Origin of the sequence: Microbulbifer variabilis ATCC 700307, assembly GCF_000380565.1 — a bacterium.
GTDB lineage: Bacteria > Pseudomonadota > Gammaproteobacteria > Pseudomonadales > Cellvibrionaceae > Microbulbifer > Microbulbifer variabilis.
On record NZ_AQYJ01000028.1, the window covers coordinates 470,540 to 484,166 of the forward strand.

11 protein-coding genes are annotated in these 13,627 nt (G+C 51.8%); 1 reads left to right on the top strand and 10 read right to left on the bottom strand.

What is annotated here, in order from left to right; all coding sequences use genetic code 11:
* Nucleotides 1–85 precede the first annotated feature (85 nt).
* The 4 genes from dxs to G367_RS0117830 all read right to left on the bottom strand — a co-directional run bounded on the left by dxs (nucleotide 86) and on the right by G367_RS0117830 (nucleotide 4,813).
* Complete coding sequence (gene dxs / locus G367_RS0117815) at nucleotides 86–2,002, bottom strand: 1-deoxy-D-xylulose-5-phosphate synthase (protein ID WP_020414522.1); 1,917 nt, start codon at nucleotides 2,000–2,002, stop codon at nucleotides 86–88.
* Between the two features lie 93 nt (nucleotides 2,003–2,095).
* Nucleotides 2,096–3,004, bottom strand: coding sequence for a polyprenyl synthetase family protein (locus G367_RS0117820; RefSeq protein ID WP_020414523.1), 909 nt, complete (start codon nucleotides 3,002–3,004; stop codon nucleotides 2,096–2,098).
* Nucleotides 3,005–3,256 (bottom strand): exodeoxyribonuclease VII small subunit, encoded by a 252-nt coding sequence (locus G367_RS0117825; protein WP_020414524.1) that lies wholly within the window; start codon nucleotides 3,254–3,256, stop codon nucleotides 3,005–3,007.
* Nucleotides 3,257–3,340: 84 nt separating this feature from the next.
* A complete protein-coding gene (locus tag G367_RS0117830; RefSeq protein WP_020414525.1) occupies nucleotides 3,341–4,813 on the bottom strand; it encodes a DUF7133 domain-containing protein in 1,473 nt (490 codons plus the stop codon).
* A gap of 820 nt (nucleotides 4,814–5,633) precedes the next feature.
* Between G367_RS0117830 and G367_RS0117835 the strand changes: the two genes are divergently transcribed.
* Nucleotides 5,634–6,203: an HNH endonuclease gene (locus G367_RS0117835; RefSeq protein WP_020414526.1), complete on the top strand. Its 570-nt coding sequence runs from the start codon at nucleotides 5,634–5,636 to the stop codon at nucleotides 6,201–6,203.
* Between the two features lie 103 nt (nucleotides 6,204–6,306).
* Here the strand turns inward: G367_RS0117835 and G367_RS0117840 are convergent, their stop codons facing one another.
* The 6 genes from G367_RS0117840 to G367_RS0117865 form a co-directional block, all read right to left on the bottom strand.
* The gene (locus G367_RS0117840) at nucleotides 6,307–7,317 is read right to left on the bottom strand and encodes a D-alanine--D-alanine ligase (protein WP_020414527.1); all 1,011 of its coding nucleotides are present in this window, start codon (nucleotides 7,315–7,317) and stop codon (nucleotides 6,307–6,309) included.
* A gap of 4 nt (nucleotides 7,318–7,321) precedes the next feature.
* Nucleotides 7,322–8,227 carry a penicillin-insensitive murein endopeptidase gene (gene mepA / locus G367_RS0117845; protein ID WP_020414528.1) on the bottom strand — a complete coding sequence of 302 codons (906 nt, stop codon included), beginning with the start codon at nucleotides 8,225–8,227 and terminating at the stop codon, nucleotides 7,322–7,324.
* A gap of 76 nt (nucleotides 8,228–8,303) precedes the next feature.
* Nucleotides 8,304–9,377 (bottom strand): histidinol-phosphate transaminase, encoded by a 1,074-nt coding sequence (gene hisC, locus G367_RS0117850; protein WP_020414529.1) that lies wholly within the window; start codon nucleotides 9,375–9,377, stop codon nucleotides 8,304–8,306.
* A complete protein-coding gene (locus G367_RS0117855; RefSeq protein ID WP_020414530.1) occupies nucleotides 9,374–10,417 on the bottom strand; it encodes an FHA domain-containing protein in 1,044 nt (347 codons plus the stop codon). Before G367_RS0117855 ends, hisC begins: the two co-directional genes overlap by 4 nt.
* Nucleotides 10,408–11,706, bottom strand: coding sequence for a S1C family serine protease (locus tag G367_RS0117860; RefSeq protein ID WP_020414531.1), 1,299 nt, complete (start codon nucleotides 11,704–11,706; stop codon nucleotides 10,408–10,410). The genes G367_RS0117855 and G367_RS0117860 overlap by 10 nt, the downstream gene beginning before the upstream one ends.
* Before the next feature lie 124 nt (nucleotides 11,707–11,830).
* A complete protein-coding gene (locus G367_RS0117865) occupies nucleotides 11,831–13,612 on the bottom strand; it encodes a trans-sulfuration enzyme family protein (protein WP_020414532.1) in 1,782 nt (593 codons plus the stop codon).
* Nucleotides 13,613–13,627 lie beyond the last annotated feature (15 nt).

Below are 13,627 nucleotides of genomic sequence, written 5' to 3' on the forward strand. Positions count from 1 at the left end.
TCGCGCCCGCAGTACCTGAATAAAGCTGGACACACTATTGAAGTTATTGGTTCGTTGGACTGGGAAGGTCCTGGAACGAACCCGATTAGTTGGCCGCTGCCGTGCGCCCCTTGAAGTTGTGTTGGTTAAGTATCTGCAGCCGGCGATGTATCTGCTCTTCAATTCCGGCAGCATCAAGACCGATTCCGGCAAGCAGGTCCTTATGCTTACCGTGCTCGATAATTTGGTCTGGCAGACCTAACTGCAATACGGGCATGGTTCTGGCAGTAGTATTAAGGTACTCAAGCACTGCGCTGCCGGCTCCACCGGCAATGGTGTTCTCTTCGATGGTCACCAGCAATTGGTGGCTATCCGCCAGCTCGTCAATGAGCGACTCATCCAATGGTTTGACCCAGCGCATATCGGCGAGAGTGGCGCCAAGGCGCTCCGCAGCTGCCATAGCGGGGGCTAGCAGGGTACCGAAATTCAATATCGCCACGCCGCTGCCCTCGCGGAGTAAACGGCCCTTGCCGATGGGAAGCTCTCGCATCTCTTCTTCGATCGTAGCGCCCATGCCGGTACCGCGCGGATAACGCACAGCGGCGGGGCCATTGTGGCAGTAGGCGGTATACAGTAACTGGCGGCACTCGTTTTCGTTGCTGGGCGCTGCGATGGCGAGATAGGGCAGGCAGCGCATAAAGGTCAGATCGAAGCTGCCTGCATGGGTTGGGCCATCTTCACCAACAAGGCCGGCGCGGTCGATGGCGAAGGTGACATCCAGGTTTTGGATGGCAACATCATGCACCATTTGGTCATAGCCGCGCTGCAGGAAAGTAGAGTAAATGGCCACAACCGGCTTTTGGCCCTCGCAGGCGAGGCCGGCGGCGAGAGTAACAGCGTGCTGCTCGGCAATGGCTACGTCTTGGAAGCGCTGTGGAAAACGTTTGGAAAACTCCACCATGCCGGAGCCCTCACACATGGCGGGTGTAATAGCTATAAGCCGCTCATCCTGGGCGGCAGTGTCACACAGCCACTGGCCGAAGATATCCTGATATTTGGGCAGTTTCTTTTTGCCTGGCACTGCAACTTGAACTTTACTCTCCGGTTCCAGTTTGTTCAGTGCATGGTATCCGACAGGGTCGGCCTCCGCCGGACCGAAGCCCTTGCCCTTGGTAGTGGCTATATGCAGTAGCTGGGGACCGGGCTGGCTGCGCAGGTTGCGCAGGGTGTGCACCAGATCGTGCATATTATGGCCGTCCAGTGGGCCGACATAGTTGAATCCCAGTTCCTCGAAAAGTGTACCAGGGGTAATCATGCCCTTGACGTGCTCTTCTGTACGTCGTGCCAGCTGCCAGGCCTTGGGTATCGCAGACAGGATCTTGCGGCTGCCCTCGCGCATATTGAGGTAGGTCTTGCTGGCAAGGATCTTGGCAAAATAGGTGGCCAGTCCGCCGACGTTTTTCGAGATCGACATACTGTTGTCATTGAGAACAACCAACATATCCCGACCGGTATGAGATGCGTGATTGAGCGCCTCGAAGGCCATACCTGCGGTCATGGCGCCGTCTCCGATAACCGCTACGACTTTACGCTCATCGGGGGAGCCCAGGGCCATACCCAGGGCCGCGCCGATAGAGGTACTGGAGTGACCGACTCCGAAAGTGTCGTAGGGGCTCTCGCTGCGCTTGGGGAAGCCTGATAGGCCGCCCTGCTGGCGCATGGTGAGCATCTGTTCGCGGCGACCTGTGAGAATCTTGTGCGGGTAGGTCTGGTGGCCTACATCCCACACCAGGCGGTCTTCTGGAGTGTTATAGATATAATGGAGGGCGATAGTCAGTTCCACCACGCCGAGACCGGCGCCGAAGTGTCCGCCGGTTTGGCCGACACAGTACAACAGGTATTCGCGCAGCTGGTTGGCGAGTTCGGGCAACTGGCGTTCGTCAAGCGCGCGCAGTTGGGCTGGCTCGTCGATAGAGTCGAGCAGCGGCGTATGAGGGCGTGAGCGTGGAATGTCTTCGAGCATCAATCGTATCAATGGCTACAGATAATGATAGTGAGGGGGATTGTATGCCCGTGACAGGCATATTGCATCCCAAAGGGGGACGGACGCCCCACTCTAGTGGCTGCGCTGGACGATATAATCAGCGAGCTCTCGCAGTAATGAGGTATCGCCAGGCAGTGTAACCAGGGCATCAAGGGCCTGGTTGTGCAGTCCCTGCAACTTCTCCCTAGCGCCATCTACGCCAAGAAGGGAGACATAAGTAGGTTTGTTCAGCAGCGCGTCTGCACCCTGGGGCTTACCTAAAACCTCAGTATCTGCAGTGATATCGAGGATATCGTCCTGTACCTGGAAAGCCAGGCCAATAGCTTGCGCATAGTGACTAATAGTTTGTAGCTGGACACTGTTGGCGCCACCGAGTAGAGCACCCATTCGTGCACTGGCGCAGATCAGCATGCCAGTTTTCAGGCGATGCATAGGCTCCAGTTGTTCCAGAGTAAGGGTTTTGTTTACAGAGTCCAGGTCGATAGCCTGGCCCGCAACCATTCCCCGGCTGCCAGACGCTGTCGTCAGCTCCTGTAAAAGTTGTAACTTGAGTGCAGGCTCAGTGTTATCTGCCAGTAGCAGTTCAAATGCTTGGGTTTGAAGCGCATCGCCGGCAAGGATTGCTGTGGCTTCGTCAAAGGCGATATGGCAGGTAGGGCGGCCCCGGCGCAGATCGTCGTCATCCATTGCTGGTAGGTCATCGTGGACCAGGGAGTAGGCGTGGATACACTCTAGGGCCGCCGCGGTTGCATCACATTTAGCTGGATCAAAATCTACTCCATAAAAGACTTTGGCACTGGCATATACCAGGGCCGGACGCAGGCGTTTGCCTGGGCCCAATGCGGCATAGCGCATAGCCTCAAAGAGTTTTTCGGCATTGGGGGCAGGTTGCTTGAGGACTTCCTTGATTCGTGCTTCAACCCTTGTGGCTGCATCATGGAGAAAGGCCCGCAGTGTTACGGGTGCGGTTTTACTACTCACTCAGGCATCATCCGCGGAATCATCGGTATCGAATGGTAGCTCGCGAATATTACCGCTCTCTTCCATCAGCAGTTTGACCTTCTGCTCGGCGCTGGCCAGTTTTTTCTGGCACTCACGGGTGAGCTTTACTCCACGTTCGAAGTCAGCCAGGGCCTCTTCAAGAGGCAGGTCTCCGGCCTCAAGGCGTTCCACCAATTCTTCCAGGGCCTCCAGGCTTTCTTCAAAAGTTGCTGATTTTTTCTTTGCCGCCATAGCATCGCCTCTTAATTCCGAGGCAACCTTAGCCGCTGGCGCGACAAGGGTCAATTAGAGTGCACTCGCTTCCCAGTAGATGAGCTATCTCAGGGCCTCGAGAGATAACAGGTAATGGGCCAGTGCTTTTTTCTGCTGATCCGTAAAGTTGTATCTAGGCATAGGAGGCGTCGGTGCATCGAAATAACTGGCAAGTGTCTCCAAAGTGTATTTTTTGCTCAGTTCTTTCAAGGGCACTTGTTGTTGGTGACAATGAGCGCAGTCATGTTCCTGGTAGAGGGCTTTGCCTTCGCGAGCGGCGTCGGAGTCTATTGTAGGTGGTTTTCTGGGAGTATTATTAGTGACCTTGAGAGGATAGGGGGCCGAGGCTTTTAGCATGCTACCGGGAGACAGGTGGTAAATCGCCCCGGCGTAGTCGTCGGTAATATAAATTGAGCCCTGGCTATCTTCAGCAATGGCCACTGGTCGACCAGAAACTTCTTTGCGATCGTCACTGAGAAACCCCCAAAGGAAATCCCGCTGGGTGATATCCCCACTTTCATCCCAGTGTAGGGATACCACTTTGTAACCGTCTTTGACGCTGCGATTCCAAGAGCCGTGCAGGGCTACGAGAGCTGCCCCCCGGTAGTCTTCCGGTTGTTCCGGGCTGCGCAGGAAGCGAATACCCAATGGCGCATTGTGTGCGGCAAATTCGTGTACCGGAGGAACTGAGGATGCGATCATCTCTTTTACTGTCGGGTTTTCATCACCAATGAAATCTGGGTCGGGTATCCGGTCTCCATAGGCATAGGGCCAGCCATAGAACTTGTCTGGCCGAATTAGGTTGAGCTCATCGGGTGGGAGGTCGTCGCCGAGCCAGTCGCGGCCATTGTCTGTGGCATATAAACCGCCATCTTTTGGGGACCAGTCGAATCCAACGCTATTGCGAAGTCCAGTGGCAAGGATTTTAAAGTCACTGCCATCTGGCCGCATACGCATTATCGTGGCGCGCCGTGGGTCTTTCTCGATGCAGACGTTGCAGCTGGAACCGCTGCTCAGATAAAGCCAGCCGTCTGGACCCATTTCAATGGTTTTGGTCCAGTGACCGCTGTCCTCCAGGTTTTCGATAATCCTTTGGTAACTTCCAGCAAGGCGCCCATCGGAATGATCGAGTGGAACCCGCCCAACGGCATCGCTCTCTGCGATATAAAGCCAGTTTTCATGTAGAGCTAGACCGTGGGGCCGGTTTAAGTTATCGATTAATACCCGCTGGGCATCCGCTTGTCCGTCGCCGTTACGGTCTGGGGATAGCAGAGATACCTGTCCCTTTTTTGGCTGCGAGACGAGGATGTCGCCTGAGCGGGTGATCACCAGCCAGCGTGCCCCGGGAACATCGTCGGCAAATAGCTGAAGATTGTATCCCTGAGCGTTTGAGAGCCCACTTAAAACCTGCTGCTCGGTAGTTTTAATGCCACCAAAAAGTTGGCGCCAAGGAACACTTATTCCTGAAGCAACTGCGGATAAGGCGCCTGAAACTACAGCGGTAAAGATAAGCAAAAAAATTAGCGTATATTTCAACGTTATTTTCCCTAATTGGATTGCACTTGAAATAAAGGTGTTTATAGTGGCCGCGCTCACCTAATTACCCTTGTTTTACCACAGCGTGTCTACAGGGTCTCCCCCTCCTTTGTGAAGGAAATATTTCACTTTGTGAGATATGTCTTACACAAATTTCAGCAGATTACCCCTACTTTTTTCTCGCTTGATGTCCATAATTAACTGGCAGGGACGCAAAAGGGACTGCACCTCTGCGGCAAAGGATAAATGGATTGCGCCGCTCGCCCTAAGGATATGGGCACCATCCTGTGAGACGCACCGCCCGGGCCGGATTGCCTGGGCGGTGTTTTAATTATTGTGCCCAAACTTCCTCACATTTTTATTTAAATAAAATCTATTAATGTTTTTCTGTTCCACTCCTCGGACGGTTTAAGAGAGTGAGTTTACTCTTGATGGTGGCTTCAGCTGTCTGGAATTTGTAATATTTATCCGCTTTAATAATGATAGGCCGGCCAAAATTGCTCGGGCTGGCGGAGGGTGGCGCATTCAGTAATCTACTTTCAGCAGTGCCCATTTTGCCCCAGACATCATCGAGTTGTTGGGGTGCTGTTTTCTTGTCGGTGAAATTATTTGCAGGTTATTGCACTTTTCCTGTCATAGTTTTTATTTTTTCAACACTGAAATCTCTCTTACAGATTGAATCCCATCCCAAACCTTTCTATCCGACCTATCAAGGTTGCCTGTATACAAACAGCCAATTTTTAAAATTATTTAGCCTGCTGGCTGTGATGACTTTCGGTATGAGTCGGGTTTTTCCGTTTGACTGCGGGGAGGCGAGGTCATGCAAGCAAGAATTTTACGCCTGAATTTGGCAGGGCAGCCACTGGAATGGCTTACATGGCAGGAGGCTTCCTGCCTGTATGTGCGGGATTTGGTCACATGGTCACTCGGGGGGATTGTGCAGCGGGTACGTGGTGGTTTCAATCGTAGCGGTAAGCGTTCGACATTGGATCTGGCGGCAATCATTGCCTGTGGTGGTGCCAGAATGGCGCGCCCGCGCAGCCGACCTCCACTGACAAACCGGGCGCTATTTTTTCGTGATGCTCACACCTGCCTGTACTGTGGCGTGCCCTTTAAATCTATCGATCTGACCCGTGATCATGTTATGCCTGTATCCAAAGGAGGCTTGGATTCCTGGGAAAATGTGGTAACAGCTTGCAGGCGTTGTAATCAGCACAAAGGAAGTCATTTGTTGGAAGACATTGATATGGAATTATTGGCATTGCCATTTTGCCCAAATGCGGCGGAATACCTGGCGCTAATTAACAGTGAGCGTATTCGAGGTGACCAAATGGAATTCTTGCGTGGTCAGTTCTCTCGGCGCAGGCAGCAGGGATGGTTACACCTCTGATTGGCAGATAGATTGGAAAAGTAAAATAAATGTCAGATATAAAAAGGGGCCTATTGCCCCTTTTGGTTTTTCAGATTTCGAACGGTTAATAACTATTTTCTAACTACCGATTCTGTATTGATTCAGATACTGCAGCACGAATCAGGCCTGTCAGGTATTCGGTAAAATCGTGGCCATAGTTCTCCATCATTTTCGGGAACATGGAGTTGGGTGTCATACCTGGAAAAGTGTTTACCTCATTGAGGTAAAGCTCGTTATTATCGGTCAGGAAAAAGTCGATACGGGACAAATCTTTTAGCTTTAAGGCTTTAAAAGTACGCATCGAAACTTCTCGAATCCATTCCAGTTGTTCTTCGCTCAGTCCCTCCGCTTCAATAAAAGTTTCAGCGCGGCTGCCAGTAGTATATTTTTCTTTATAAGTGTAAAAAGTATCTGATGGAGCGCGTACTTCGCCGGGACGAGTGGCGATTAGTTCTTGCTCAAAGGTATAGACCGCCACTTCCAGTTCACGCGCATTCAAGGCTTTTTCTATCAAAACATAGGGGGAGAGAGTAAAGGCTTCTTCAATTGCGCTTACTAATTCTTCCTTGCGAGTAATTTTGAAGCAACCTACTGAGGAACCCTGGTTGGAGGCCTTTACAAATATCGCCTCCCACTCCTCCAGCGCTGCGTGAGCTTTATTCAGCTCCTCAGCTTCCATGCTGTGCAAAAAAAGATAGGGTGTGTTGTCTATTCCCAGCGCACTCAGCCACATCTTGGTTTTGATTTTGTTAAAGCAAATTTTGCTGGCTTCAGGTGCGGACCCGAAGTAGGGGATACCAAACATATCCAGCTGGGATTGCAGGTCACCTGTCTCACCGGGGTAACCGTGGATGGAGGGAATAACGTAATCGACGTTCCAGGCATTGCCCTCTTCATCACGAATTTTGCGGTCGTAAAAGATATGGTAAACCCGGCCCTGTTTATCGGTGAGGCAGCCACTTGCATCCATTTCCACCCGCTTCAGGGCAATATCTTCGGCTTGTGTCAGCTGCGCTTCAATAAAATCCGCGGTACGCAGGGACACTTCGTGCTCGCTGCCGCCACCGCCACAGATAAGCAAAGTGTTGATCATAGATTTATTCCGTCGTGGTGCCGGCAGGGGGTGCCAATAGTACCTGCTGGCATTGCTGCGGCATCGTCTTAGGTTTGGGCTTTGTCGGTTGGGGCTTGGTGCCGTTTAGTATTGCGTAGAATTCCTCGCTAAACCACCAGTCCAGGTCGTTGCCACAGGGATCTGTTCGCACCGGTGCCTGGGGTTTGCAATCGCTGCTTCCCTCGGGGCAAGCCAAGCGTACATGGAAGTGATAGTTATGTCCCCACCAGGGGCGCACTTTGCGCAGCCATTCGTTATCCCTGCCCACAACTTCACACAACTGGCGCTTGATTGTGGGATGTACAAAGATACGTTCCACCCTCTGGTCTTCTGCTGCCATACGCAGGATTTTGGGGACTCGCTCATCCCAGTTTTCGTCAATAAGGCGATGTTTTTTTGCATCTGCCAGAGGAATAGCGGAGATATTATCGCGCTCCCACTGCGTGAGTGGTCGCTTGGCAGCACGCCGATCCTGGGAGTACCAGATATCCACATCCAGGCCGGTTTGGTGGCTGCTATGCCCACCGCTGCCAAAGGGGCCGCCGCGGGCCATGGACATATCGCCAATCTGGATTCTGCCCAGATCATTCTGTGCCACACTTTGCGAAAAGTCTTTTAGGAAGGCGATAGTATCCGGGTGCGCAAAATGGCGTTCGCGGCCTGTGCGCACCAGTTGATAACCCTCACCGCGCAAGGGCAGGGTTTCTCCCCCCGCAAGGCAGCCATTGGTGTAGGTGCCAATGCTGGAGGCCGCCTGAGCGCTGGGCTTTTCAGTATCTTCCCAGGGGTTGGCCTGGGCGATGCTGCTGAGAACGATTGAGGTAATGGCCAGGGCGCGGGCAATCAACCTGGGGTGTTTGATGGAGGGGGACGTTGATGGAAAGTACATAGTTCCCATGTTACCGGTAAGTCACTGTAGTCGGATCGCAGTTAAGCGGACCCGACGAGTATAGACAGGTTGCCTGCTAGCTCTGTGACGCAAGTATCTCTTTGCAGTTCCGTATAAGCTGGTCCATTTCATCATCTGTGCCAATGGAAATTCTCAGGTAATCACTGATACGGGGCTTGTTGAAGTAGCGCACCAGGATATTCCGCTCACGCAGTGCCAGGTATAGGGCTTCAGCCCCTGGCTCCGGTGGCTTCGCCAGAATGAAATTTGCCTTGGAAGGCACGACCTGGAAGCCCAGCTCCTGTAAGGCTGCCCCACTACGCTGGCGCGTAGCGATGACCTTGCCGCAGTTATCTGCATGCCAGGCGCGATCGCGTATTGCGGCGGTTGCAACCTGTTGGGCAATGGAGTCTATTGGATAAGAGTTAAAGGAGTTCTTGGCGCGAAGCAATCCCTCAATCAAATGTTCCTGTCCCATTGCAAAACCGAGGCGCAGGCCGGCCAAGGCATAGGACTTGGATAGGGTGTGGATCACCAATAAATTAGGGTATTGATCAATCAACTGGGTGGCACTTTCTCCGCCAAAATCGATATAGGCTTCGTCAATAATTACTACCCGTTCTGAATGCAGGCGCAATAACTCTTTGATTTGATCGAGTGGTAAGTAGCGGCCAGTTGGTGCGTTGGGGTTGGGAATAATGATACCCCCGGCATTACCGGCATAGTCCTCTACAGCAAGGGTGAAATCCTCGCGTAGAGGGATGGTTTTAGGTTCTATATCAAAAAGCTGGCAGTACACCGGATAAAAGCTGTAGGTGATATCGGGGAATAGCAGAGGGTCGCTGCGACGGAAAAAACTGTAGAAACTCAGCGCAAGGACTTCATCTGAGCCATTGCCTACAAATATTTGATTGCTATTGAGATCGTAGCGCTCCGCAATAGCTTCGCGTAACTCAAGGGATTCCGGATCCGGGTATCGACGCAGAGCATCAGCGAAATCGCCTTGTGCTAATAGTGAGAGCGCCCCCGGCGAGGCAGGGTAAGGGTTCTCATTAGTATTGAGCTTGACCAGGTTTTTACTATTGGCTTGTTCGCCTGGAGTATAAGGTTCCAGTTGCTCCAGTCCAGGGCTCCAAAATGACTTGTTCATTGCCCAACCTCCGCGTTGCTGCTTGTGTCTTCTGCGGTAGAGCTGTCCATGTTCCCCGGTTCCGACTCTTCTTTCTCGATGGGAATATCAAATAGTGCTGTTGAGCCGGCGATAAAATCCTGCATCGGCACCGGTTTACGTAGCAGCATATTATCGTACTTGAGTTCGGTGGAAATCTCCGGTGCCTCACTGAAGTCATTGAGCTTGCTGAGGCTTTCAACCAGGCTGAGTCCTAAAAAGCCGATGGGTAATACCATCGATACAGCCCAACGCCAGCCGCGTCCAAGATTGGTGGCCAGGTAGCAGGCACACCAGAGCATGGCTGGCAGAATGATCGCGAGCACGAGGAAGTCGAGAGCCTCCATCATATCGCCGATAGCGAAGTTGTAGTTCAACACCCCACTGAACCACTCCCAAACGGTATAGCTTAGGGCGCCTATAGCGGCGATAGACAGGTGGGCAAAGAAGTGGGTTTCATGTTTTACCACTCTGCCAATGAAAGCCCATGCACCGGCATAAATCACCAGGCCGATGGTAGCACTTGCCAATATATTGATGGCAAGTGTCCATTCATAGCTACGTGCATAGTTGAGGTAACTGAGTAGCACGGTGGAGCAGGCCACAGCCAATACTAGCAATATGGCGTTCAAGGGGCGGGATAGGCCTGAAAACAAACTTTCCAGAGAGTGCAGTGGGGTAGCTGCTGGCACAGCATCATCAGAGTAGAACAGGCGCAGCCGGGATTTGCCACATTGCACTATATCCCCAGAGGTAATCTGATGTGAGGAGATTTCTCCAGGCTTGACCGACTTGTCCTGCAGGTTACCTAATAGCTGGCTGCCATTAACTGAATTAAGGTCATGCAGAACGTAGCTGCCGTCTTCTTCATGGCGTATTTCAGCGTGGCGGCCATCGGCGTGAATATCTTCTAGGATAGCATCGTTGCTGAAAGCGCGACCCAGAGTGAATTTTTCCCCATCCATGCAGTAACGCATTTGTACCCGATGGGCACGGTTGAGTTCTTCAATAATCAGTGCCATTGGATCTCGCTCGTGAACTTCTCGGTAAAGGCGTCGGCGGACTCCTGGGTAAAACCAGAGAGGGTAAAGTGGCTCACCAGTGCACGGTTTTTCTGGTCCACACTGAGGCTCAGAAAGAAGATGTCATATAAATTGGGAAAATCTTTATAACGTCTTACGCAATAACTGGTACGCGCAATCAGTGGTTTTTTACTGCGGTCTGGTTTTGATACCGGGCCATTGCCAGTACGCGGTTGCGAAGTAAAGCCCTGGCGACAGTGGAAATTAGTTACGTCTTCTTCGCCAGCGCTGTTGCCAGGATAAAACGTGCTCATTTGTTGTTCATATTCTGCGTAAAAGCGTGCAGGCAGCAAGTTGTCGGCCTCCAGCCAGAAAAATTCATACTCCACTCTGCCGGTATTGAACTCGTCAGAAAGGAAAATAACATCTTGCCCAGTGCAGCCCTTGTCGATGCGCTTTATAGGGCTATCGTCATCATCCTGCGTATTGCCCCAGCACTTAATGGCCGGCACGATTTCCCCAACTACCTTTGCTTCACCAAGTGAACGGCGTTTCCAGTCGGCCTGCAGGATGGAGTTGATAATTCGCTGCTGGTTGTCGACAAGCTGCTGGTACGTCACAGCCTTTAAGTCCAGGGCTTCGTCGCGCTGATGGTAGTGCTCTACTAGCGAGGATAGCTTATCTACTGGTACCAGGAAGCTCACTTGATTTCCAGCAGTGGCGACATTAATACCTACCACTTGGCCTCGGGTATTGATTGCTGGGCCGCCACTCATTCCTGGGTTGATGGAACCGGCGAAGTGGATACGATCATAAAAACTGCCGCCGGCAATACCATTGTAGGTGCCTGGAATCAGTGTCATACCCAGATCCAAAGGGTTGCCGAGTGAAACAATGGTTTCACCCTTCTTGGGGGTGTCGGTGGCAAGTTGAAGATACTCCTTACCTGGATTGTCCTGGCGCAGTAGGGCCAGATCGTTCACTACATCTATATCCAGCAACTCCAGTGTGCCTTTAGTGCCGTCAGTGGATAGATACTCCAGAGTGTATTTTTCAGGATCACTGACGGCCTGAGCGACTACATGGTAATTGGTGGCAAGTAACCCATCAGCTGAGATTTGGAACCCGGAACCGAGACCGGCTTTGGAGTTGGAGGATTTTTCGATCAGGCGAATCTGGTAGAGGCTGCCGCGGTAGTCGCTGTAAAGCTGCTCGTATCCCTGGGCCAGCACCATTGCAGAAAGGCAACAAAGTACCCAGGCCAGAAGGCATGCGGAAATTTTCGGCATTTTTGTTTGATTAAATTATGGACAGAAATAGTGATACTACGGGATATAGGGTAGTGCAACAAGCGCGGCGCAACGGTAGTTACCGGCTGCGCCACTTTCATTCATTCCCTTAAATCAATTTCCTTTACAGGTAATCGGCAATTTTCGGTTGTGCTTCCACTACCTTCTGGTGGGATTGCATATAGAAGTGAGTAAAGAGTGCATCGGCCTCCTCCGGAGAGATAAAGCCGTCACTGAACCCTGGACTCACAGGGTCCAGATGAAGACGTGCGCAATTAATCACGTGGGCTGCGAGCTGTGCCATATTTTCATCCCCCACTGAAATACGGATGGTAGTTGGGAATATGCCTGCAGCTTCCATCGCTTCAGGAGAGAGCTCCGAATGAGAGGTAAGTGCAGGGCAGAGTACCATGGTATTGGTTTGCCCCAGGCTCACCATTTGCCCAAAGGCCGGTTCCAATGCATCAAAGAAGCTCTTGAAGGCCGCGGTGGGAATCTGTGCTGCCTCCATATCAATACTGAACAACGGTGTTGGGAACTCATAGCGCATTAATGACTCGCGCATTTTTGAATTCGGGTGACTCTCTACCGCGTGGCTATTCACGCGGATTTTATTGTGGCTGGCAAAGAAATGGCTAAGGCTCAATGTATTGATACATTTGGTAAGCATACGCATTTCCAGGGTACGCATGCCGCAGTGCACTTCCCATGCCTTATCCGCATCCAGGAAAGCGCCTTTAATATAATATACATCCCAGAACATGCACTGGTCCCAGTTGAGCCCTTTGGCACTGTCCCCCTTGGGAATAAACATGCGGTGATTTTCCCCAATAACCACGCCAGCTGTTGCAGCGCCGGTGCCGCCAATATCCTTGGTATAGGAGTGCACAACAAAATCCGGGCGCTCCTCACGGTCCTCCCGGCGTAATGGTTGATACAGAAAGGGGGTGGCCAAGGTGGCATCCAGGCTTACGAGGATATTTTCCCGATGTGCCATCTTACAGATACCCGGTACATCCAACATGATACCGTGTGGATTACAGGGTGATTCGATATAGGTGTGGATCTTCGCCCCCCTAGCAAGATTATCGGCATAATTCTGCTGGGTCTCATTTAAAAGCTTTTTAAAATCCTCTCCGCTAGTGCCATCAAACCAAACCAGCTGGATTGCTAGCTTGTCTTTTCGAGCGTAAAAATCTTGAAGCAGCTGGTGTACGCCGCCGTAGATATTACGCGAGACAATCAATATATCGTCGCGGCGCAGCTGGTTGGAAAGCAGTGCATCAATGGCTGCCATGCCAGAGTTAAAGTTCCAGGCCATATATTCGTTTGCTGCAGGACCGCACTCTAGGTCCACAATGGCATTGGCGAGGGAGATAGAAGTCGGGTTGAGCAGGCGTGAGTAAATGTCGTGGCTGGGTTCGCGGCCGCGAAAGGCGTCATCTACCCACTCGGTACAGGCATAGATGTAGGTGGCAGTGCGTGCGATCACCGGGGTTGCGGAAAAAATCGCTGGAATATTGTCGAATAGTGGATAACCACCACGTGTGGTGATATTGAAATCGTCTCCCTGCAGACTTTGAAAGCTAGCCCGCAATGGGTTTTGTAGAGTATCCAGCAGTTTTGCCAGTTGGAAACTCATAAAGCGCTTGGCATTGAAATAAGCAATTTTATCTGAGCGATCCAAGCGCTGCAGGGTGTCTGTAACCTGGCTCCACAGTTGGTTCAGATTGCCCTGGGCCTGATATAGCAGTGCTGCAGTTTGCTCCAGTAATTGGCCGTGCTCTGAGTCTGAATCGATGCAGAAATGCTGCAATTGTTCACGCGCCAACTCCTCAATATTTGTGGCTTCAGTACTGTTGCGGCGGGGAGAGAGAATTTTTACATCTTCGAGATTCGCTTCCATCGTATCCTCACTAAG

Excerpts from the sequence above, each read along its gene's own strand:
- G367_RS0117840 (WP_020414527.1), bottom strand. The coding sequence starts at position 7,317 with ATGATCAACACTTTGCTTATCTGTGGCGGTGGCGGCAGCGAGCACGAA.
- G367_RS0117860 (WP_020414531.1), bottom strand. The coding sequence starts at position 11,706 with ATGCCGAAAATTTCCGCATGCCTTCTGGCCTGGGTACTTTGTTGCCTT.
- G367_RS0117825 (WP_020414524.1), bottom strand. The coding sequence starts at position 3,256 with ATGGCGGCAAAGAAAAAATCAGCAACTTTTGAAGAAAGCCTGGAGGCC.
- G367_RS0117865 (WP_020414532.1), bottom strand. The coding sequence starts at position 13,612 with ATGGAAGCGAATCTCGAAGATGTAAAAATTCTCTCTCCCCGCCGCAAC.
- G367_RS0117855 (WP_020414530.1), bottom strand. The coding sequence starts at position 10,417 with ATGGCACTGATTATTGAAGAACTCAACCGTGCCCATCGGGTACAAATG.
- hisC (WP_020414529.1), bottom strand. The coding sequence starts at position 9,377 with ATGAACAAGTCATTTTGGAGCCCTGGACTGGAGCAACTGGAACCTTAT.
- G367_RS0117835 (WP_020414526.1), top strand. The coding sequence starts at position 5,634 with ATGCAAGCAAGAATTTTACGCCTGAATTTGGCAGGGCAGCCACTGGAA.
- dxs (WP_020414522.1), bottom strand. The coding sequence starts at position 2,002 with ATGCTCGAAGACATTCCACGCTCACGCCCTCATACGCCGCTGCTCGAC.
- mepA (WP_020414528.1), bottom strand. The coding sequence starts at position 8,227 with ATGTACTTTCCATCAACGTCCCCCTCCATCAAACACCCCAGGTTGATT.